Origin of the sequence: Pseudomonas sp. GXM4 (assembly GCF_008923895.1) — a bacterium.
Classification (GTDB): domain Bacteria; phylum Pseudomonadota; class Gammaproteobacteria; order Pseudomonadales; family Pseudomonadaceae; genus Aquipseudomonas; species Aquipseudomonas atacamensis.
Map to the genome: position 1 here is coordinate 25,471 of NZ_WBRZ01000006.1, position 21,464 is coordinate 46,934.

Annotated in this window: 20 protein-coding genes and 2 pseudogenes; 8 read left to right on the plus strand and 14 right to left on the minus strand. The window is 60.6% G+C overall.

Annotated elements, in window-relative coordinates; all coding sequences use genetic code 11:
• The first annotated feature begins 55 nt into the window (after positions 1 to 55).
• Complete coding sequence (gene moaB, locus F8N49_RS02155) at positions 56 to 595, plus strand: molybdenum cofactor biosynthesis protein B (RefSeq protein ID WP_016770598.1); 540 nt, start codon at positions 56 to 58, stop codon at positions 593 to 595.
• Positions 579 to 1,805 (plus strand): gephyrin-like molybdotransferase Glp, encoded by a 1,227-nt coding sequence (gene glp, locus F8N49_RS02160; RefSeq protein ID WP_151550697.1) that lies wholly within the window; start codon positions 579 to 581, stop codon positions 1,803 to 1,805. The genes moaB and glp overlap by 17 nt, the downstream gene beginning before the upstream one ends.
• A 59-nt stretch (positions 1,806 to 1,864) precedes the next feature.
• Here the strand turns inward: glp and F8N49_RS27835 are convergent, their stop codons facing one another.
• Entirely contained in the window at positions 1,865 to 2,173 is a 309-nt protein-coding gene (locus F8N49_RS27835) for a hypothetical protein (protein ID WP_016770834.1), read from the minus strand.
• Positions 2,174 to 2,488: 315 nt separating this feature from the next.
• On the opposite strand from F8N49_RS27835, the gene yegS reads away from it, so the two are divergent.
• Entirely contained in the window at positions 2,489 to 3,406 is a 918-nt protein-coding gene (gene yegS, locus F8N49_RS02170) for a lipid kinase YegS (protein WP_122700120.1), read from the plus strand.
• Here the strand turns inward: yegS and F8N49_RS02175 are convergent.
• The 3 genes from F8N49_RS02175 to F8N49_RS02185 all read right to left on the minus strand — a co-directional run bounded on the left by F8N49_RS02175 (position 3,390) and on the right by F8N49_RS02185 (position 5,874).
• Positions 3,390 to 4,049: a response regulator transcription factor gene (locus F8N49_RS02175; protein WP_041478445.1), complete on the minus strand. Its 660-nt coding sequence runs from the start codon at positions 4,047 to 4,049 to the stop codon at positions 3,390 to 3,392. The two genes, yegS and F8N49_RS02175, sit on opposite strands and share 17 nt — an antisense overlap.
• On the minus strand, positions 4,046 to 4,939 hold the full coding sequence (locus F8N49_RS02180) for a sensor histidine kinase (protein ID WP_122700119.1): 894 nt from the start codon (positions 4,937 to 4,939) through the stop codon (positions 4,046 to 4,048). Before F8N49_RS02180 ends, F8N49_RS02175 begins: the two co-directional genes overlap by 4 nt.
• 464 nt (positions 4,940 to 5,403) lie before the next feature.
• Positions 5,404 to 5,874, minus strand: coding sequence for a hypothetical protein (locus F8N49_RS02185; protein WP_122707647.1), 471 nt, complete (start codon positions 5,872 to 5,874; stop codon positions 5,404 to 5,406).
• Between the two features lie 453 nt (positions 5,875 to 6,327).
• Between F8N49_RS02185 and F8N49_RS02190 the strand changes: the two genes are divergently transcribed.
• Together F8N49_RS02190 and F8N49_RS02195 are read left to right on the plus strand one after the other, a co-directional pair.
• Positions 6,328 to 7,263, plus strand: coding sequence for a chemotaxis protein CheV (locus F8N49_RS02190; protein ID WP_016770829.1), 936 nt, complete (start codon positions 6,328 to 6,330; stop codon positions 7,261 to 7,263).
• Positions 7,264 to 7,450: 187 nt separating this feature from the next.
• Positions 7,451 to 8,257 carry an MOSC domain-containing protein gene (locus F8N49_RS02195; RefSeq protein ID WP_151550698.1) on the plus strand — a complete coding sequence of 269 codons (807 nt, stop codon included), beginning with the start codon at positions 7,451 to 7,453 and terminating at the stop codon, positions 8,255 to 8,257.
• Between the two features lie 72 nt (positions 8,258 to 8,329).
• Here F8N49_RS02195 and F8N49_RS02200 read toward each other — a convergent pair whose 3' ends face one another.
• The 9 genes and pseudogenes from F8N49_RS02200 to F8N49_RS02235 form a co-directional block, all read right to left on the minus strand.
• Positions 8,330 to 8,614 carry a pyrimidine/purine nucleoside phosphorylase gene (locus tag F8N49_RS02200; protein WP_122700117.1) on the minus strand — a complete coding sequence of 95 codons (285 nt, stop codon included), beginning with the start codon at positions 8,612 to 8,614 and terminating at the stop codon, positions 8,330 to 8,332.
• Positions 8,615 to 8,685: 71 nt separating this feature from the next.
• The gene (locus tag F8N49_RS02205) at positions 8,686 to 9,228 is read right to left on the minus strand and encodes an exonuclease domain-containing protein (RefSeq protein WP_110646803.1); all 543 of its coding nucleotides are present in this window, start codon (positions 9,226 to 9,228) and stop codon (positions 8,686 to 8,688) included.
• A 70-nt stretch (positions 9,229 to 9,298) separates the two neighbouring features.
• A pseudogene (locus F8N49_RS28500) lies at positions 9,299 to 9,643 on the minus strand (acetyl-CoA carboxylase biotin carboxyl carrier protein subunit); the annotation flags it as partial.
• A 101-nt stretch (positions 9,644 to 9,744) separates the two neighbouring features.
• Positions 9,745 to 11,260, minus strand: a pseudogene (locus tag F8N49_RS02210) (acetyl/propionyl/methylcrotonyl-CoA carboxylase subunit alpha); the annotation flags it as partial.
• A 121-nt stretch (positions 11,261 to 11,381) separates the two neighbouring features.
• On the minus strand, positions 11,382 to 12,176 hold the full coding sequence (locus tag F8N49_RS02215; RefSeq protein ID WP_151550699.1) for an enoyl-CoA hydratase/isomerase family protein: 795 nt from the start codon (positions 12,174 to 12,176) through the stop codon (positions 11,382 to 11,384).
• Positions 12,173 to 13,330, minus strand: a complete 1,158-nt coding sequence (atuD, locus tag F8N49_RS02220) for a citronellyl-CoA dehydrogenase (protein WP_073472473.1) — start codon at positions 13,328 to 13,330, stop codon at positions 12,173 to 12,175. Before atuD ends, F8N49_RS02215 begins: the two co-directional genes overlap by 4 nt.
• Before the next feature lie 30 nt (positions 13,331 to 13,360).
• A complete protein-coding gene (gene atuC, locus F8N49_RS02225) occupies positions 13,361 to 14,977 on the minus strand; it encodes a geranyl-CoA carboxylase subunit beta (protein WP_151550700.1) in 1,617 nt (538 codons plus the stop codon).
• A gap of 3 nt (positions 14,978 to 14,980) precedes the next feature.
• Entirely contained in the window at positions 14,981 to 15,865 is an 885-nt protein-coding gene (locus F8N49_RS02230; RefSeq protein ID WP_073472477.1) for an SDR family oxidoreductase, read from the minus strand.
• Between the two features lie 12 nt (positions 15,866 to 15,877).
• Positions 15,878 to 17,662: an acyclic terpene utilization AtuA family protein gene (locus tag F8N49_RS02235; protein ID WP_151550701.1), complete on the minus strand. Its 1,785-nt coding sequence runs from the start codon at positions 17,660 to 17,662 to the stop codon at positions 15,878 to 15,880.
• A gap of 184 nt (positions 17,663 to 17,846) precedes the next feature.
• Between F8N49_RS02235 and F8N49_RS02240 the strand changes: the two genes are divergently transcribed.
• The 3 genes from F8N49_RS02240 (at position 17,847) to F8N49_RS02250 (ending at position 20,461) form a co-directional block, all read left to right on the plus strand.
• Complete coding sequence (locus F8N49_RS02240; protein WP_122707222.1) at positions 17,847 to 18,470, plus strand: TetR/AcrR family transcriptional regulator; 624 nt, start codon at positions 17,847 to 17,849, stop codon at positions 18,468 to 18,470.
• Between the two features lie 130 nt (positions 18,471 to 18,600).
• Complete coding sequence (locus F8N49_RS02245; protein ID WP_256675380.1) at positions 18,601 to 19,362, plus strand: ABC transporter substrate-binding protein; 762 nt, start codon at positions 18,601 to 18,603, stop codon at positions 19,360 to 19,362.
• A gap of 85 nt (positions 19,363 to 19,447) precedes the next feature.
• Positions 19,448 to 20,461, plus strand: coding sequence for a GNAT family N-acetyltransferase (locus F8N49_RS02250; RefSeq protein WP_151550702.1), 1,014 nt, complete (start codon positions 19,448 to 19,450; stop codon positions 20,459 to 20,461).
• Positions 20,462 to 20,583: 122 nt separating this feature from the next.
• On the opposite strand, the gene F8N49_RS02255 is transcribed toward F8N49_RS02250, so the two are convergent.
• On the minus strand, positions 20,584 to 21,138 hold the full coding sequence (locus F8N49_RS02255; protein WP_008088195.1) for an RNA polymerase factor sigma-70: 555 nt from the start codon (positions 21,136 to 21,138) through the stop codon (positions 20,584 to 20,586).
• Positions 21,139 to 21,464: the final 326 nt, after the last annotated feature.

Below are 21,464 nucleotides of genomic sequence, written 5' to 3' on the forward strand. Positions count from 1 at the left end.
AAATGAGCCGCTGTGATATAACACCGGGCTGTTTTCCCTACAACTGGAAGAGCCTATGAAAGCCAAGGCTGATGTACCTTTCGTGCCGCTCAATATTGCGGTGCTGACTGTCAGCGACACCCGAACCCTGGAAACCGATACCTCCGGCCAGGTCTTCGTTGATCGCTTGATCGCGGCCGGTCACGCGCTGGCCGAGCGGGTTTTGCTTAAAGATGATCTCTACAAAATTCGCGCGCAAGTCGCCAACTGGATTGCCGACGATGTGGTTCAGGTTGTGTTGATCACCGGCGGCACCGGCTTCACCGGGCGTGACAGCACGCCGGAAGCGGTGGCATGCCTGCTCGACAAGCAGGTCGACGGTTTTGGCGAACTGTTCCGCCAGATCTCCGTAGCCGATATCGGCACTTCGACCGTGCAGTCCCGGGCCTTGGCTGGTCTGGCCAACGGCACGCTGGTGTGCTGCCTGCCGGGTTCGACCAATGCGGTGCGCACCGGTTGGGATGGCATTCTTGCTGAGCAACTGGACGCCCGTCATCGTCCCTGCAACTTCGTCACCCATCTGAAGCAGGCGGCGCCTTGTGAATCCCGTGGGTAAGCCAGGCAAGACCGGCAGTTTGCTGCCTGTCGAAACGGCGCTCGAGCGTTTGCTGGCCATGGCCGATGCGTCGCGCATTGTCGAGCGCGAGCACTTGCCGCTGGCGCAAGTCGAAGGGCGGGTGCTGGCGGAAGATCTGATCTCGACGCTGGATCTGCCGCCGTGGCCGAACAGCGCCATGGACGGCTACGCCTTGAACCTGGCGGATTGGCAAGGCGAGCCGCTGCCGGTCAGTCAAAAGGTCTTCGCCGGGCGATCTCCACAACCTTTGGAACCAGGCACCTGCGCACGCATCTTCACCGGGGCACCGCTGCCGCCGGGCGCCGACTGTGTCGAGATGCAGGAAAACGCCGAAGTTCAGGCCGACGGCCGAGTGCGCTTTCTTGAACCTTTGAAAGCCGGGCAGAACATTCGTCCGCAAGGGCAGGAAACCACGGTCGGCGAATTGGTGCTGCAAGCTGGAACCCGGCTCGGACCGATTGAGCAAGGCCTGGCTGCTTCGCTTGGCTGTGCCGGGGTTAACGTCGTGCGCAAGCCGCGGGTGGCGGTTCTGTCCACCGGCGACGAGCTGGTTGAACCCGGTCAGGCATTGGGTCCGGGCCAGATCTACAACAGCAATCGCGTACTTCTGTGCAGCTGGCTGCAGCGTCTGGGCTGCGAAGTCATCGATGGCGGAATTCTTCCGGACGATCTACCCACCACGCGGGCGCGGCTGGGTGAGCTGCAAAATGTCGATCTGGTCCTCTCTACCGGCGGGGTCTCGGTCGGTGAAGCGGATTTCCTCGGCATTGCCCTGCGTGAAGAAGGCGAGCTGGACCTGTGGAAACTGGCGATCAAGCCCGGGAAGCCGTTGACCTTCGGCCATTTTCGCAACGTGCCGGTGATTGGCCTGCCCGGCAATCCCGCCTCGACGCTGGTGACGTTCGCCCTGCTGACGCGGCCTTATCTTTTGCGTCGCCTGGGTGTGCAAGCCGTCGAACCGCTCAAGTTTGCAGTGCCAGCAGGTTTTGTCTGGTCGGTGGCCGGCAACCGTCGTGAATATCTGCGCGGGCGCTTGGAACAGGGGCGGGCGATCATTTACCGCAACCAGAGTTCGGGTGTGCTGCGTAGCGCCGCGTGGGCCGACGGGTTGGTGGAAGTCCGAGAGGGCCGCACGCTGAGCGAGGGTGACGCAGTGAGCTTCATTCCCCTCAGTGACCTGCTGGGGTAGCCGGTCTTGCCCATGCACGCGTCGGCGAGTAAGCACGGCGCGTGCAACGAATGATTCGGTCAGTTGCTGATCAACGTCACCAACTGGTCGAATCGGCTGTTGGCCACCCATCCCAGCAGTCCAAGGATGACAGCGGTGGCACCCGCCGAATACGCCAGACGGTGTTTGATCGTCCGCACATCATTGAGCACTTCGTCCATGTCGCGGCGCATGTATTTGAAGTGAGTCTCCAGCTCGCTGACTCGGGGTTCCATATCAAACTCTCCAGGGGTCTTGGCGCTGTTACAGAAGTCTGGTTTCTTGCTGGCACGACTTTCGGCGAGAGCGGCGACCGGACTCACCGGTGCCTTGGTTTCATGGTTGCGCATGGAAGTACTCGCTGGTCGTAGCAACTGCACGCTTGCTGATTATTCCATTGCTCGATTCATGGAAATGAATCGCGGGGTATCCGTTCATTACCGGCACATCCTTGTGTTATTGAGTTGAAAGTTGGTGCTGCCGGCACACGGTGACCCAATGATCGGACGGGGTCAATTAAGCCGATTCCTCTTGTTCCGTACGAAAAAATACCGCTGTGTAGGACGCTGGCCGTTTGAAAAGCAATTAATTGCCATCCCTGCGGCTTTTTTAACGCGCGCAGTGGTCAAGATGTTTCAATCGATTTCAATTCTTGGAGTGACGTTATGAGTGAACGCCGGGCACTGCTGATCTTGCATGGCAAACAGGCACTCAACGAAGATGTCCGCGCTGCCGTCGAAGCCAAGCGTGAGCAAGGCTGGGAACTGGCTGTGCGAGTGACGTGGGAGGCTGGCGACGCCCAGCGTCTGGTCGAGGAAGCGTTGGCGGCCGGCTACAGCAAAATCATCGCCGGTGGCGGTGATGGCACCTTGCGCGATATTGCCGAAGCGCTGGCGCAGCATCCGCAGAAAGCCAGTCTAATCCTCCTGCCGCTGGGCACCGCCAACGATTTTTCCCGTGCCGCCGGTATTTCCCTGGAGCCGGCCGAAGCCCTTGAGCTACTGGACGTTCAGCCCTCGGATATCGACCTGGGCGAGGTGGGCGGGCAGATTTTCCTGAACATGGCGACCGGCGGATTCGGCAGCCAGGTGACCGCCAATACCTCGGAAGACTTGAAAAAAGTCTTGGGCGGTGCCGCTTATCTGTTTACCGGCCTGACCCGGTTCAGCGAGCTGCATGCCGCTTATGGCGAGTTGCAGGGGCCGGACTTTCATTGGCAGGGTGAACTGCTCGCACTGGGAATCGGCAACGGACGGCAGGCGGGTGGCGGCCATGTGCTGTGCCCCGAGGCGCGAGTCGACGATGGTTTGCTGGACATCAGCATTCTGCCGGCACCGCAGGAGCTGGTCGGCACGTTGAAGAATCTGCTGAGCGAGGGCTTCGGCCTCGACAACATGTTTGTGCGGGCACGTTTGCCGTGGGTCGAGATCAAGGTCGCCGAAGGGCTGAGCATCAATCTCGATGGCGAGCCGCTGGAAGGCGACAGTCTGCGATTTGTTGCGAAACCTGCAGCGTTGCAGGTGCATCTGCCGAAGGACTCGCCGTTATTGGGCCAACAACCGTCAATCAGTCATCAAGGCTGATGATCTGTTCACGCACAGCGAACAGCACCAGGCCCGCCACGTCGTAGATTTGCAGGCGCTTCATGATCTGTGCGCGGTGGGTTTCCACGGTCTTGACGCTTAAGCCCAGGCCGTTGGCAATTTCCCGGGTCGATTTACCGCGCACGATCAGCCGAAGGATTTCCAGCTGGCGCGCGGTCAGATTGTGCGAATCGGCGATGTCCGGCTGGCTTTTCTGGTTGCGGGTCAGTGCCTGATTGATCACCGTATGAGCGATGGCCGGGCTGAGGTAGCGTTCGTTGTTGCGCAGGGCTTCCAGCGCGTGCTCGAGCTCGGTGGCCGTGGTGTCCTTGAGCAGGTAGCCATGGGCACCGGACTCCAGCGCCTGCATGATCAGCGCCGGATCGGTGTGCATCGACAGAATCAGCACTTTGCTCTGCGGCCGCACACGCTTGAGGCGTTGCAGCGCTTCCAGGCCACCGGTTTCCCTCATCGAGATGTCCAGCAATACGATGTCGGGGCTCAGTTGCTCGACCATTTCGAGCAATTGCGAACCATCACTGGCTTCGCCGATTACCGCGTAACCGGGAATATCCAGAACCAGAGCACGCACGCCGGCTCTGATCAGCGAGTGGTCATCCACTAGAAGTAAGTTACAAGTCAACGCATAACCTTATTCGTACTGGCCCGTTCGAGTGCCCGAGGCGCCCACGGGAAAAGTGCTTCGATTCGAGTGCCTTTGCCCGGCTCGCTAATAACGCTCAATGTGCCGCCCAACTGTTCGATGCGCTCGGCCATTCCGGCCATGCCGCGTTGACCTTCTCTGGCCGGATCGGCCGCCGGGGCAAAACCCAGGCCGTCATCACTGATCAACAGCGTCAGACCTTGCGGCAATCGCTGTACCCGAATCAACAGGTTTTTTGCCTGTGCGTGCCGGAGGATGTTGGTCACGGCTTCCTGGGCAATGCGAAACGCGGCGACGGCCATTTCCTCGGGGATGCCGTTGAGCCGCTGCTGGCAATCGAGACTCCAGTTGACCGGCGTGTTGGCCAGTGTCTTGAGCAAATGCGCACGCAGGCTGGCTTCGAGTCCCAGGCTGGTCAATTGACGTGGATTGAGAATCGCCGAGACGTCACGCACCTTGGTCAGGGTTTCATCCAGCGTGTCGCAGAGGACTTTGCATTGTTCCTGCAGATCTTCCGGCAGGCGGCGTTTGAGCCAGTCACTTTGCAGCTTGGCGGCGGTGAGCAACTGGCCGATATCGTCGTGCAATTCACGGCTGAGGCGATGGCGCTCGTTTTCCTGGACTTGCAGCAGTCGATCAGCCAGCTCTTGTGGCTGAAACTTGATCGATTTGCGCGACAAGCGATATTGCACCCAGACGCACGCGGTGGCGGCAACGTCGAGTGCCAGCAATCCCAAGGGAAGGCGTGCGGAAACAACATACGCCAGCAGACTGCCCAAGGTCGCCAGAACACACAGAACAAGTGTGAAGCGCCGGGCGTTTTCCCGAGAAGGTGGCCATGTAATGAGTGACTTGAGACTGGCGTACATAACGGATGGAGCCAATGGATGTTCGCTGCGGGCAGACCGACCGGTGACTGGCGGATCTCTGTGTGGAAATACTGTCAATTATGTTATTGATTCATACCGCATTCGTTAAGCAATCATTGACCGGCAATAACATTGCTGATGAAACGCTGGAGTCACTGTGCCATTAAACGGCAGGTAATTAACCGGCGGCATAATACCACTTAACATACCGTTGGTCGCGGTCGCTATATATGTCCATTCAGTCAGGAAATACCGGATCGTGGACGCAAGTTCCATATTGGAAAAAGTTGGAATTCTTGTAGTTGGACGACTTCGATTTTGCCTGGAAGTGTCTCGGGGAACACACAGGGAAAACCCTGATGGCGGCATCTGGAAATCAGCCGTTGGTCGGGCAGATTATTTGCCCCGGATTGTCGCTTTCAGGTACGAAGCATTCATTTACGACAATATCGCGGATTGCAGGCTTAAGCCTGATGCGCGGTAAAGGGCGCAGAGAGCAAACGTTTGCTCATCATCTTCGGTTCGAACGTGTCCTGGCCCATTTGTGCCGCGAAGGCCTCAAGCAGGGCTGTCTGCTCGCTGCCATCAAGGCTCAGTTGTCCGGTTTTATGATCGACCAGCTCAAGCTGCCATGCCATCAGGGTGAAACAGTCTCGCAAGGCATCGAGGGCCTGTTCGTGCAGATCGACGCGATCCTGGGTCAGATTCAGCAGACTGTAGATGTGCAGGGAAAACTCGGAGATTGCTTCCAGTGCCAAGGCTTCGGCGCGGCCGGCCAGCTTCAGCAGAGTGCCGAGCATGCAGTCGATGGCATCCTTGTCATTGCTGATCAGTTGCAGATGGCTCAGGCATTCTTCGGACTTGGCGAGAAGCGTTTCGGCCTCGACCAGAAATTCGGGGAAGCGTTGCGCCCAGTCTTTACGGTCGATTGGCATGTTCATCTCCACCACGTCGTGTTGGTTGACGGATGGCCGTGTGTGGCGACGATCGTGAATCGTCGGCAGATCGCGCCCGGCGGTGCAGGTGCACGGACCGAGGGGTTCCAGAGGGTGGGTTGCCACTGAATTGCGATCGCACACAATAGCCTGACTCCGTTCATGCAATGAGAATGGCGTCACAGTAATGGCTATTGGAAATGGCGAATATCAGGTTGGGCCTGATTGATCCTAGGGGAATCCCTTAGGCGCGGGAACCTAACGTGCAAACCGAGGTCGCGCCGCAATGAATCTAGCAGATGAAATCACGATTGCCAGTAAAGCATGATGTCAGTGTGACATCAATGGCCGTTTATGGCATTTTTAGCGACGCGCTTTACAGCAATCAAGATTAGCTGAATGCAGCCGATAAACCCCCTAGTGAATTCATCAGAACAAGCCCAGGAGTCATTGATGGCCGGCATTCTCGACACGGTAGACCAACGCACGCAACTGGTGGGTGAGAATCGCCTGGAAATCCTCATGTTTCGCCTGGCCGGACGCCAGCTGTTCGCGATCAACGTGTTCAAGGTTCAGGAAGTGCTGCAACTGCCCAAGCTGACCCTGATGCCGCAGCGTCATCCTTTCGTCTGCGGCGTAGTCAATCTGCGCGGGCAGACCCTGCCGGTGATCGACCTGTCCCAGGCAATCGGCATGCGCCCACTGGTGCCGGGCCCGAACAGCACGATCATCGTCACCGAATACAACCGTTCGGTGCAGGCCTTCCTCGTTGGCGGTGTCGACCGCATCGTCAACATGAACTGGGAAGCCATTCTGCCGCCGCCGACCAGTGCTGGCCGCCAGCATTATCTGACCGCGATCAGCAAGGTCGACGATCAACTGGTGGAGATCATCGACGTCGAGAAAGTCCTCGCTGAAATCGTCCCGTACAACGCCAAGGTCTCGCGCGAGAAACTCGACGACCCGGTACTGGAGCGCGCCCGTGGCCGCGAAGTGTTGCTGGTGGACGACTCCAACGTAGCGCTATCGCAATTGCGCGATACCCTCGGCCAGCTCGGGGTGAAGATGCACATTGCCAGCGACGGTCTGAAAGCCTTGAACATGCTCAAGGCCTGGGCCGATACCGGCGTGCACATGACCGACAAACTGCTGATGATCTTCACCGATGCGGAAATGCCGGAAATGGACGGCTATCGCCTGACCACGGAGATCCGCAACGACCCTCGCCTGCGTGGCCTGTACGTCGTACTGCACACCTCGCTGTCCGGCAGTTTCAACGACTCGATGGTGAAGAAGGTCGGTTGCGACAACTTCCTCTCCAAATTCCAGCCGGACAAACTGGTCGACGTGGTACGCCAGCGTCTGATGCTCGACGCCGTGCCGGCCTGAAACACGCACATCTTGCTTCCTGTGCGAGCCTGCTCGCGAAAGCGCAGGGTCGGACACATTGATGGTGAATGTGCCGGCCTCTTCGCGAGCAGGCTCGCTCCCACAGAAGTGTATTTACATTAATGACGGCTTTGATTCGGTATTGAAGCTCGTATAGGGTGGCGTTTTTCCTCCAAGGAAGCTGGCCATGCTGCGTCTGAGCGCGCTTTATCGTTACCCGTTGAAATCCGGCAAAGGCGAAATCCTGCAAAGCATCGAGCTGGACAAGCTCGGGCTGGCGGGCGACCGACGCTGGATGCTGGTGGACGAGGCCAGCGGGCGCTTTCTGACCCAGCGCGCCGAAGCGAAGATGAGTCAGTTGTCTGCTTTGTGGAATGCCAGCGGCGGTCTGACCCTCAGCGCTCCCGAGCAGGGATCTATCGAAGTCGCGCTGCCCGCTGCCGACGCCGAGCTGCGCGGTGTGACGATCTGGCGTGACACCCTGCGGGTGCCGGACGCCGGTGATCAAGCCGCGCGGTTTGTCAGCGACTTCCTCGGCAAGCCGACACGTCTGGTGCAGATGCCGCTGGAGCGGGCACGCACCACGCAGTCGGGTTTCGGCAAGGACGACGATCAAGTGGCGTTCGCCGACGGTTATCCATTGCTGCTGATCGGCGAAGCTTCGCGGCTGGCGCTCTCGGAAACGGTAGGGCAAGAGCTGGAGATGCTGCGCTTCCGTCCGAATCTGGTCATCGAAGGCAGCGCGCCTTACGCCGAGGACCAATGGAAACGCATTCGCATCGGCGATATCGAATTCCGCGTGGTCAAGCCGTGCGCGCGTTGCATCATGACCACTGTCGACCCGCAAACCGGTGAGCGCAGCGCCGATCGCGAGCCGTTCGCGACGTTACAGAAACATCGCTCAACCGCCGATGGCGCGATGTTCGGACAGAATCTGGTCAACGACGGTAACGGTCGCCTGGAAGTCGGCATGCCGGTGGAGATTCTCGAATAGGCTGCCGCTGAAACGAAAAATGCCCGGGTCTTTTGGACGCGGGCATTTTTTTGCGCTGTGAAGCCGGCGGGATCAGCCGCGGTATTCGCACAGGTAAGCGGTATCCACTTCGACTTTCAGCTGGAACTTGCTGTTGGCCGGAACGTTGAACTGGCTGCCGGCGGCGAAGTTTTCCCAGTCGCTGCTGTCTGGCAGTTTCACGTTCAGCGCGCCGGACACCACGTGCATGATCTCGCGCTGGCTGGTGCCGAATTCGTATTCGCCCGGGGCCATGACGCCAATGGTCGCCGGACCTTCAGCGGTGCCAAAGGCGATCGACTTGACGGTGCCGTCGAAGTACTCGTTGACTTTAAACATGGGCGGATTCCTCGAAAAGGGCTTAAAAGGGGGCGGCCAGTATGCACAAGGCTTTTCGCGCCGTCACGCGTCTAAAGCGGCAGGACCAGCGGCAATAACCGTGCAGTATTGCGGGCATCTTCCAGCGCGCGATGTTGTTGGCCGTTGAACTGCATGCCCGCCAGTTGCAACGCGCCGTTGAGCCCCAGCGGTCGTTCCAGGCGCCGAGCCTTGGCGAAGCGCTGTTTGAGGTTCATGTGCGGGACTTTGCTCAGGCCGCTGTCGATGTGCAGGCGCTGCCACTCCTGGAGCAATTGCTGGCGATCGTAACCGCCCCAACTGGCCCAGCCTTCAAGGCGGGCCTGATGCTGCGCCAGCCAACGCTCAAAGGCCGGCCAGACCTCGCTCAGCGGTTGCGCCGAATCGATGTTGGCCTGGGTGATGTGTGTCAGCTCCCGACAGAACGGCGTCAGCAATGGCCGGCGGGTCGGTTTGACGAAGCGCTGGAAGTGATCCTGCTCGCGCCCGGCGCGGTCGACCAGGGTCGCACCGATCTCGATAATTTCCATTTCCGTGACCGGCCAGCCACCCTCGTCTGTGGTGGCTTCCAGATCTATGACCAGCCAATGGGGCATCGCAGGGTTCCTGATTTCCGCGTTCTGATTTATCAGAGCGTAGTCAAACCCCGCGCTTGTGCCCGGGCGACTACTCGACCTGCAACAGAACCTGACGATTTTTTACCTGATCGCCGACCTTCACTTGCACCCGTTTGAGCACGCCATCGATGCCGGCCTTCAACGGATGCTCCATTTTCATTGCCTCCAGTACCACCAGCAATTGACCCTTGCTGACCGTACTGCCTTCGCTGACCAGCACATCGACAATGGCACCGTCCATCGGGGCTTTCAGGGTGCCGGAGGCGACGCTGGTCTGACTGTCGATCGGCGCATGAGTTCGATCCTCCAGGCGCAGGCTGCCCGGATGGGTGAACAGCCACAGCTGCCGATCGTGCAGACGATAGGCGTGGCGCTGGCGCAGACCGTCGACTTCGACGGTGATCGATTGCGCGGCGTGCTCAATGATTTTCACCGCCACAGTGCTTTCGCCAGCCTGCACGACCAACTCGCCGGGTTTGCGCGCCAGCACTGATAGCGCCCAGTCCTGTTCGTCACTGCCGAGTCGATAGTGCAACGGCACGCTGGCGTTGTTGCGCCAGCCATTCAATGGGGCGCGATGGGGCAGGGCGCTGGCCTGATAGAACAACGCCACGGCAATCGCCAGTTGCGCCGTCGTCGGTACGTAAGGGCTGAGGCAGGCATGGCTGGAAAAATGTTGCTGGATGAAAGCGGTGCTGAAGTCGCCGCTGATGAACTGCGGATGTTGCAGCAGGCCTTCGAGCAAGCGTTGGTTGCTTTGCACGCCAAGCAGCACGGTGTCCTGCACCGCACGCAACAATTTGCGTCGCGCCTCTTCGCGGGTTGCGCCGTGGGCGATCAGTTTGCCCAGCAGCGGGTCGTAGAACGGGCTCACCGACTGGCCTTCAAGCAGACCGTGATCGATCCGCGCCCCGTGATCCGAAGCCGGTTGCCATGCGGCAATTCGGCCGGTTTGCGGGAGAAAATCCGCAGCGGGATCCTCAGCGTAGAGGCGCACTTCCATGGCGTGACCGTCGAGGCGGACCTGTTCCTGCGTCAGCGGCAGCGGCTGGCCCTCGGCAACCAGCAGTTGCCACGCGACCAGATCGAGGCCGGTGATCAATTCCGTCACTGGATGTTCGACCTGCAGACGGGTGTTCATCTCCAGAAAGTAGAACTGCCCGCGTGCGTCGAGGAGGAACTCCACGGTGCCGGCGCCGACATAATCCACCGCGCGCCCGGCCTTGAGCGCCGCTTCGCCCATGGCCTGGCGCAGCTCGGCGGTCATCACCGGGCACGGCGCTTCTTCGATGACTTTCTGATGGCGGCGCTGGATCGAGCAATCGCGTTCGCCTAGGTAGACCAGATGGCCGTGCTGGTCGCCGAATAGCTGCACTTCGACGTGGCGCGGTTCGATCAATGCCTGTTCGAGAATCAACTCGTCGCTGCCGAAACCGTTCATTGCTTCGGACCGCGCGGTGCGCAGTTGCGCCGGCAGTTCGCTGGCCTCGTGCACCAGGCGCATGCCGCGTCCGCCGCCGCCGGCGCTGGCCTTGATCATCAGCGGATAACCGATGCGCTCGGCTTCGGCCAGCAGCGTCGCGTCGTCCTGCGCTGCGCCTTGATAGCCGGCAATGCACGGCACGCCCGCGTCGAGCATGGCGATTTTCGACAGGCGTTTGCTGCCCATCAGTTCGATCGCTTCGGCGCTGGGGCCGATGAAAATCAGCCCGGCTTCGGCGCAGGCGCGGGCGAAATCGGCGTTTTCCGAGAGGAAGCCGTAGCCGGGGTGAATTGCATCGGCGCCGCTGCGGCGGGCGGCGTCGAGTATCGCCGCAATGTTGAGGTAGGACTGCTGCACCGGCGCCGGGCCGATATGTACGGCTTGGTCGGCCATTTGCACGTGTAGCGCATCGGCGTCGGCGTCGCTGAAAACCGCGACGGTGCGATAACCCAGCGCCTGCGCCGTGCGCTGGATGCGGCAGGCGATTTCACCGCGGTTGGCGATCAGGATTTTGTGGAGGGTGGGCATGGTGGGGTTCCTGAGTTTTTTGGCGTTGACTGTGATGGCCTCATCGCTGGCAAGCCAGCTCCCACAGGTTTTTTGAGCGAATGAAAATCCGTGTGGGAGCGGGCTTGCCCGCGATGCTTTTTCAGGCCCACCCCGGTTTGCGTTTCTGCATGAATGCCATGGTCCCCTCGATTCCCTCGTCTCCAGTCACCGCCGCGCTGAACCACTGCGCCGCCTCATCAAGCAAGTCACTCGATGGCTGTCCGGCACTCGCCAGCAACAATTTTTTCGTCATCGCATTCGCTTCGGGTGCGCAGCGCAGCACCTGTTGCAAGACCTCATCCAGTCGCTCGGCCAACGCTTGCGCATCCTGTTCAACGAAATGCACCAGCCCCAATCGCTGCGCCTCGGCGCCATCGAAACGCGCCGCCGTCAGCGCCAGTCGCCGGGTTTCGGTCAGGCCGAGCCGTTGCACCACAAACGGTGCGATTTGCGCCGGGATCAGGCCAAGGCTGGTTTCCGGCAAGCCGAACTGCGCCTTGTGATCGCTAATCGCAATATCGCTGACGCAAGCCAGGCCGAAGCCGCCGCCGAGCACGGCGCCTTGCAGCACCGTGATCAGCACTTGCGGCGCATGTTGGGCTTGTTCCAGCAGCGCGCCAAACGCCCGGTTCAACTCGCGGTAAGCGTCCGCGCCCTGAGCCCGGGCATTGGCCATGTCCTTGATGTCGCCGCCGGCGCAAAAATGCCCGCCGGCACCGCTGAGCACCAAGGCCCGCACTGTGCGGTCATCGTGCACCGCCGTCAGCAGCGCGCGCAGTTCGGCGACCATTTGCAGGCTCATCGCGTTGCGGCTGTCCGGGCGGTTGAGGGTGATGTGCAGCACGCCGCCATGCAGTTCCAGCAACAGCGTCTGGCAATCGGGCAGGCGGCTCATTTCTTTTTCCCCGGCAGAATGCCCATCAGTTTGCAGATGATCCCCAGCATGATTTCGTCGGCGCCGCCGCCAATCGATACCAGACGCACATCGCGATAAGCACGGGCCACCGGGTTGTCCCACATGAAGCCCATGCCGCCCCAATATTGCAGGCAGCTGTCGCTGACTTCCCGGCCGAGACGCCCGGCCTTGAGCTTGGCCATCGACGCCAGGCGCGTGACGTCCTGGCCTTTGATGTACTGCTCGGTGGCCTGATAGACCAGCGCGCGCAGGCATTCGATTTCGGTCTGCAATTCGGCGAGGCGGAAGTGGATCACCTGGTTGTCGATCAGCGCGTTGCCGAAGGTCTTGCGCTCCTTGCAGTACTCGATGGTGCTGTCGATGCAATATTCCAGGCCCTTGATCATGTTTGCCGCGCCGAACAGACGTTCTTCCTGAAACTGCAGCATCTGCATCATGAACCCCGCGCCTTCATGGCCGATGCGGTTGCGCTGGGGCACGCGCACGTTGTCGAAGAACACCTGCGCGGTTTCCGAGCTGCGCATGCCGAGCTTGTCAAGGTGCGAGCTGAGGCTGATTCCCGGGGTGTTCATCGGCACCATGATCAGCGACTTGTTGATGTGCGGCTTGTCGTCGGAAGTGTTGGCGAGCAGGCAGATGAAATCGGCGCTCGGCGAGTTGGTGATCCACATTTTGCTGCCGTTGATCACGTAGTCATCGCCGTCCTTGCGTGCCGTGGTTTTCAGTCCGGCGACATCGGAGCCGGCGCCGACTTCGGAAACGCCGATGCAGCCGACCTGTTCGCCCGTGATCGCCGGGCGCAGGAATTCTTCGCGCAGTTCGTCGGAGCCGAAGCGGGCGAGGGCGGGTGTGCACATGTCGGTCTGCACGCCAATCGACATCGGAATCCCGCCGCAATGAATGGTGCCGAACTCTTCAGCGGCGACGATCGAATAGCTGTAATCGAGGCCCATGCCGCCGAATTTTTCCGGCTTGGAAATGCCCAGCAGGCCCAGCTCACCGGCCTTGCGGAAAATTTCGTGGATGGGAAAGCGCCCGGCCTTTTCCCATTCTTCGACGTGCGGGTTGATCTCGTTCGTGACGAACTGGCGGACGGTGCGGCGCAGGGCTTCGTGTTCCGGGGTGAAGATCATTGTTGTTGTTCTCCGTAAGATCCGTGGCGGTCAGAAGCGGCTGACGCCGAAGCTGTTGGGTTGCAGCGTGCGCATGTCGGCTTCGTGGCAGATATCCAGCAAGTAACCGAGCAGGGTGCGGGTGTCGCGCGGATCGATCAGGCCGTCGTCCCACAGGTTGGCGCTGCCATACAGGGCGGTGGATTGGCTGTCGAGTTTCTGCGCGGTCATCTGTTCGAGCATGTCGAGCATTTTCGGATCGGGCTCGATGCCGTCCTTGAGCTGTTTGGCTTCGGTAACGATGCGCAAGACCTTGCCGGCCTGTGCGCCGCCCATCACTGCCGTGCGGCTGTTGGGCCAGGCGAAGATGAAGCGCGGATCGAGCCCGCGCCCGCACATGGCGTAGTTGCCGGCGCCGTAGGAACCGCCGACGACAATGGTCAGTTTAGGCACCCGTGCGTTGGCCACCGCTTGAATCAGTTTCGAGCCGTGCTTGATCACCCCTTGCTGTTCCGATTCGGTGCCGACCATGAAACCCGTGGTGTTGTGGAAAAACAGTAGCGGCGTCTGGCTCTGGTCGCACAACTGGATGAACTGCGCCGCCTTGCTCGCACCTTGCGGGGTGATCGGGCCGTTGTTGCCGATGAAGCCGCAGGCGCGGCCCTGGATTTTCAACTGGCCGCAAAGGGTTTGCTGATCGAACTCGCCTTTGAACTCGAGAAAGTCCGATTCATCGGCAATCCGCGCGATGATTTCGCGCACGTCGTAGGGCTTTTTTGCATCGTCCGGGATCAGCCCGAGCAGTTCGTCGACGGGGTAAAGCGGCTCTTTGAATTGCGGCTGCGGCAGCCAGGGCAATTGCTCGTTCCAGGGCAGCATGCGCATGATGTCGCGGACCTGGCGTATGCCGTCGGCATCGTTCTCGGCCAGATATTCAGCGGTGCCGGCGACCTGCGCGTGCATTTCGGCGCCACCGAGTTCTTCATCGCTGGCCACTTCGCCGGTCGCCGCTTTGAGCAATGGCGGGCCGGCGAGAAACAGCTTGGCCTTGCCGCGCACCACCACCACGTAATCGGACAACCCCGGTTGATAGGCGCCGCCTGCGGTGGCCGAGCCGTGCACCACGGTGATCTGCGGCAAACCCATCGCTGACATGCGCGCCTGATTGGCGAAACTGCGCGCACCTTCGACAAAAATCTCCGCCGCGTAGTTGAGATTGGCACCGCCGCTTTCGGCGAGGGTGATCATCGGCAGTTTGTTTTCCCGAGCGATCTGTTGCAGGCGCAGGGATTTTTTCAGGCCGCTCGGCGAGATCGTGCCGCCCTTGATTGCGCTGTTGTTGGCGACCACCATCGCGCGGACGCCACAGACATAACCGATGCCGGCAATCAGCCCGCCACCGGCCGAACTGCCGTCCTTGTCGTCATGCAACTTGTAGCCGGCGAGGCTGGCCAGTTCGAGGAACGGCGCGCCGGGGTCGAGCAGCAGGTTCAGGCGTTCGCGGGGCAACAGTTGCCCGCGTTTGCTGAATCTGTCTTTGGCTTCGGCGGCCTTGTTCAACAGGTTCTGTTCGAGCTGCTGCACCTGCTCGATGGCGGCGAGCATGGCCGCGCGGTTGCGCGCGAACGCTTCGCTGTGCGGATCGAGTTGCGACTGAATCTGCGCCATGGCTTATTCCTTGTCCTTGAGCACGTCGGGACGCAACACTTCTGGTAAATACGCGCGGTGAAAACCATTGAACGATTCGCTGTGGCTGGCCTTGTGCAGCGGCCAGGCGCGACTGCCGAGGCTGGCGGCGCCGTCGATTTTCACCGTAGTGCCGCTGATGAAAGCCGCCGCCGGGCTGAGCAGGAACACGATTGCCGCACTGACTTCCGATTCGGTGCCGATACGCTTGAGCGGCACATGCTCGCGCAGGGTCGGAATCACTGCTTTGAATGCGCCTTCGTAAGTGTCCATGCCGCTGGACGCAATCCAGCCCGGCGCCACCGCGTTGACCCGGACCCCGGCGTAACCCCACTCGAACGCGGCAGTCTTGGTGAAGTTGTCCATGCCCGAACGCGCGGCGCCCGAGTGGCCCATGCCGGGCATGCCGCCCCACATGTCGGCAAGCATGTTGACGATGCTGCCGCCGTGTTTGCTCATCGACTGGTTGAACACTTCGCGGGCCATCAGAAAGCCGCCGACCAGGTTGGTCCGCAGCACGGTTTCGAAGCCCTTCTGATTGATCGAGGCCAAGGGCGACGGGTATTGGCCCCCGGCGTTGTTGACCAGGCCGTGGATCGGCCCGTGTTCGGCGATCAGCTCTTTGACCAGTTGCTTGACCGCTTCTTCATCGCGGATATCGCAGGCCTTCCAGTGCGCGCGGCCGCCGTCCTCGGTGATTTCGGCGGCGACTTTTTCGAGCTTTTCCGGCTTGCGCCCGACCAGCAGCACATTGGCGCCGAGCGCCGCCAGTTCATGGGCGGTGCAGCGACCGATGCCGCTGCCGCCACCGGTGACAATCAGGTTCTGGCCGCTGAACAGATCGGCGCGAAAAATCGACGCGTAAGCCATGCACACCATCCTCTAGTCGAGCTGTTCGGCGATGCTCTGCGGCACCGGGATCTGGATTTCCAATAGTTGCTGGGCGAAGGCTTTGCCTTGCGGGTCGATGCGCAGACTGGCGACACCGCCACCGCCGAGGGCGTTTTCCAAAAGAAAGTTGAGGCTTTGGGTGCCGGGCAGATACCAGCGTTCGACACGCCCGAGAAGCGGATCGAGGACGTGGCGCATCCAGTCGACCACCACCGAGGTGGTCAGCGCTTCGGCGATCCACGGCAGGTAATCGGGATGGCGCGGCATCACGCCGATATTGCTGTGGTTGCCCTTGTCGCCGGAGCGCGCCACCGCCAGTTTCACCAACGGCACACTGGCATCGGCGCGGCCCTGGGGTCTGGGTGGCTGATGGGCGAGCGGCAAATCTGCGCTGTCGAGGGCCACTGGGTCGGGGAGGGTGCACGGATGGCGCTCACCGGCCATGTCGATTTGCAGCGTGCAGGCATTTTTATCTATGAGAAATGAGAACAGGCGGATGACCGGGTATACGGTCGGACGACCGCCGACGATGCCGGTCAAACCCGGCGCCATACCGGTCGCGGCCTGGGCGATCTCTTTGGAAAACAGCACCAGCGCGCGTTTGTCAGGATGGCGCACGGCGATTTTGATCACCACTTCACGGCTGTCGCGGCGCTGGCCGTGGGGGCCGTAGGTGGCTTCGCTGCCGAGCAGTTCGACATGGGTTTCGCTGTACGGCGCCCAGCCGCGCAGGCTGAACATCTCGGCGGTCTTGTCGATGATTGCCTGACTGACCCGCCGCGCCTTGTCTACTGCGTCGATGCCGGCCATCAGGCAACTGGCGGTGCAGCGGAAACCGTCCGGGTACGTGGCGCTGACCTTGTATTTGTCGCTGGGCGGCAGGCCTTTGGCCCCGTGCACCTGCACGATGTTTTTGCCTTGTTGCTGAAGTTTGACCTGAGTGAAATCGCAGATCACATCGGGTAACAGATAGGCCTGCGGATCGCCGATTTCGTAGAGCATCTGCTCGCCGACGGTCAGCGGCGTGACCAGGCCGCCGGAGCCTTCGGGTTTGCTGACGAGGAACTGGCCATCGGCGCTGACCTCGACGATCGGAAAACCGATGTGCTCGTAATCCGGCACCTCGCGCCAGTCGGTGAAATTACCGCCGGTGCACTGCGCGCCGCATTCGATGATGTGCCCGGCCAGCGCGGCCTGGGCGAGTTTGTCGTAGTCATGCCACGACCAGCCGAATTCGTGAACCAGCGCCGCACTGACCACGGCGCTGTCGACCACCCGGCCGGTGATGACAATGTCGGCACCCAGGCGCAGCGCTTCGACAATCCCCGGCGCGCCGAGGTAGGCGTTGGTCGACACGCACATCCGCGGAAGCGGCGCGCCGCTGAACATTTCGCGGACGTCGGCGGGGCTTTTGAGCTGTCCTTGCAGGTCATCGCCGAGCAACACGGCAATCTTCAGCTGGACCCCAGCCTGGTCGCAGGCCGCTTGCAGGGCCGCCGCGCAAGCCTGCGGATTGACCCCGCCGGCATTGCTGATCACGCGGATGTTCTGTTCGGACAGCTGCGTCAGCAGCGGCGCCAGCACTTCAACGAAGTCACCCGCGAACCCGGCCTGCGGGTCTTTAAGACGCGCACCAGCCATGAGCGACATGGTGATCTCGGCCAGATAATCGAACACCAGATAATCCAGGTTTCCGCCGGAGACAAGCTGGGCGGCAGCGGTGGAGGTGTCGCCCCAAAAAGCACTGGCGCAGCCGATTCGCACGGTGGTTGGCATTTTTATCTCCGACTCAGGGACCTGCGACAGAAGTGTCTGGAGGCTACCAAGCAAGCGCTTGGTTTGTAAACAGGCGAAACATTCTTCTGCCCAAGCGCTTGCTTGGTGCCCGCGCGCGGCTTAAATTGCGCGCAACCCTGCGGTTACAGGGGGCAACACACTGATCGACTGTAGGAGAGAACGGGTGGACGAGCAAAAAGCCCTGCGGGTCATGCGCGAACTGGTCGACCAGGGCCAGTTGACCGACCCGGACAGCGCCCGCGGCAAATTGCTGCAAGTGGCGGCTCACCTGTTTCGCAACAAAGGCTACGAGCGCACCACGGTGCGCGATCTGGCCAGCGCTGTGGGCATTCAGTCGGGCAGTATTTTTCATCACTTCAAAAGCAAGGATGAAATTCTCCGCGCGGTGATGGAGGAAACCATCCGCTACAACACCGCGCTGATGCGCGCAGCCCTGGCCGAAGCCAGCGACGTGCGCGAAAAAGTGCTGGCGCTGATTCGTTGCGAGTTGCAGTCGATCATGGGCGGCAGCGGCGAGGCGATGGCGGTGCTGGTGTACGAATGGCGCTCATTGTCCGAAGACGGCCAGGCTAAAGTCCTTGCTTTACGTGACGTTTATGAAGACATCTGGCTGCAGGTTCTGAGCGAGGCCAAGGACGCCGGCTATATTCGCGGCGACGTTTTTATCACCCGACGTTTCCTTACCGGCGCACTGTCCTGGACCACCACCTGGTTCCGTGCCGGCGGCAGTTTGAGCCTCGATCAGCTCGCCGATGAAGCGCTGATTCTGGTCCTCGAAGCGCGTTGAACGGTTGTCGGACCGGCCGACAAACTGGCTAAGTCGGCGAAACCGCCTAGCTTGAATGCATTGATCGCTATTTTTTTTCGGGGAGTGGGGTGTTTTGAAGTCTTCGCCAATTCGGACAGCCGCCGGGCTGATGCTCGCTGCGCTGGCTGCGTTATGGGTATTGCCCGCTCAGTCAGCGCAATTGGTCCGGGTCGGCGCCGCGCATTTCCCGCCCTATACGATCCGCCCGGAAAACGGCGCCGACACCGGCCTGTTGCCGCAATTGATCGAGGCGCTGAACCGCTCGCAGAGCGACTATCAGTTCGTCCTGGTGCCGACCTCGATCCCGCGCCGTTTCGGTGATTTCAAGCAGGGTCGCATCGATATGGCGATCTTTGAAAATCCCGAGTGGGGCTGGAAGGACATTCCCCACGACGATGTCGACATGGGCCTGGAAGACGCCGAAATCTTCGTTGCACAACGCGAAGACGGCCGCCAGCAAAACTACTTCTCGAGCCTGTCGGGCAAACGTCTGGCGCTGTTCAGCGGTTATCACTACGAATTCGCCGACTTCAACGCCGACCCGAAATACCTCGCGCACAACTACAACGCCACGCTGACCTATTCCCACGACAGCAACCTGTTGATGGTCCTGCGCGGGCGCGCCGACATTGCCCTGGTGACCCGTTCCTATCTGTTCGATTACCTGCTGCGCAACGAGAAAGTCCGCGATGAGCTGTTGGCTTCGCAGCGCACCGATCAGATCTATCACCATTACGCGATTCTGCGGCCAAGCGCTCCGATCACCGGCGACGCCTTCGGCAATCTGTTGCAGCGTCTGCGTGACAATGGCGAATTGCTGAAGATTTTCGAACCCTACAGGATTGCGGTAGTGCCGGTGCCGCATCACTGAAGCGCTGTTTTCGTCCCGCGCTTAAATTTCCCTTCCCGGCTCACGTCACTTCGTCGAACTGTCGACGATTACGTGAGCCCGACCCATGTCCAATCTGAATGACCTGACTGCCCTGGCATTGCCCTCGGGCAGTCAATTGATCGCTGATGCTACCGAGAGCCGCTTGAGCCTGAGCCTGGACGGGCAACCGCTGATTCGGCTGCGCCTGGACCGCGAGGCCAATGGCCCGATCCAGCTTGATGAACGTTTTGCCCTGCCGCCCGGGCAAGCCTTGTGGGCCGCCTGTTATTGGTTGTTCGCCCGTGCCCCGGCGTGCCAGCAATTGACCTGGCAACTCGATCAGCCACCGACCGAAGCCTTGCGCAGTGGCCTGCTGATCAATACCGAAGTCGCCGGTGAGTATCGCTGCGAGCGCACGCTGTTCTGGCAACTGCCGCAGCCGTGGCTGGGCACTTCACTGACCGGCAGCTATCCGCAGCAAATGGTCATCAGCCACGGCAAGCGCCATCCGCTGCGACCGGTGAAGCCGCGTGGTGAAGTCTATCGGCGTTTCGATGCGCGGCTCGGCGCATGGATTTCCTTGCGAACGCTGGAAATCGAGGAAGATCTGTCGCGCTTCAATCGCTGGCAGAACAGCCCGCGCGTGGCGAGTTTCTGGCAGGAGGAGGGCAGCCTTGAGCAGCATCGCGAATACCTGAACAAGCTCGATGCCGACCCGCACACATTGACCCTGATCGGCTGTTTCGACGATCAGCCATTCGCCTATTTCGAAGCCTACTGGGCCAAGGAAGATCGCATCGCGCCGTTCTACGATGCCGACGATTACGACCGTGGCATTCACATGCTGGTCGGCGAGGAAAGTCATCGCGGCCCGCACAAAGTGGCGAGCTGGTTATCGGCGCTGGTGCATTACCTGTTTCTCGATGATCCACGGACCCAGCGCGTGGTCGCCGAGCCACGTGCCGACAACGCGAAGATGATCGGCCATATGCACAACCAGTGCTTTCACTGCGAGAAGGAATTCGATTTCCCGCACAAGCGCGCGGCATTGATGATTCTGGGGCGGGAGCGGTTTTTTGATCGGTGCCCATTGGCCTGATATCGCATCAAGCAAAAGATCGTCCGATCGCGGCCCGAGCCTTCGGCAGCTCCTACAGATGAATGCATTCTCATGTAGGAGCCGCCGAAGGCTGCGATCTTTTTTGATCAGACGACGCGGTCTCAGCGACGACCCGCAATCACTGCATCCCGCCGACTGCCCGAGACCTTGCGGCAGTGCACCAGCGCATCACGAATCATGAAGTTGACCAGGGTGGGCGATACGCCCAGTTCCTTGGCGATGTCCTTTTGCGGCACGCCGTGCAGACGGTACATCTCGAAGGCATAACGGGTGCGGCTGGGCAGTTCGGTCAGCGCATCGGCGATGTGTTCGAGGGTCGAGAAGTTGATATGCGAAGTTTCCGGCGAAGCGCCCTGAATCACCACGTTCAAGCCTTCCTCTTCCGGGCCTGAGTATTTCTGTTCGAGCGCCTGCTTGCGGTAGTGATCGATGGCGAGGTTGCGCACGATCTGGAACAGGTAGCTCAGCTGAGCCTTGATCGACGACGTGATCGGCGGGGCCGATTGCAGTCGGAAAAACGCATCCTGAACCACATCTTCGGCACGAGACCTGCAACCGGTAATGCGGGCTGCAATCTTGACCAGAATCAGTCGATTGTCGACGAATGCCTGAAGTAGCGGTGAATCGCACCTGCTTGTGGATACTTGTTCCGTCATGGAAATCACCTTGCTGCCAATAGGTTAGTGGGAGGGCCTCGGGGGACGGCGCCGTCCTACACATCGAGCGACAAATTATGTTGAATGATAATGATTGTCAAATGAGAAAGAGAGGTATTGCTGTAAGGCGATGTGTTTTGCCAACTGCGACACGCCGCCGCACCCCAGCCCCGCTGGACGTCGCGCCTGCCGACTAATTATTTCCCCACTCCATCCGTTCTCATTGGTGAATGGCCCGGGTGCAGATCCCCGGCCTCAGCGCATTCCGATGCCTTGCGCGGTCGGCACAGACCGCGCCCCGCACGCCTCTCGATAGGTGTGACGCA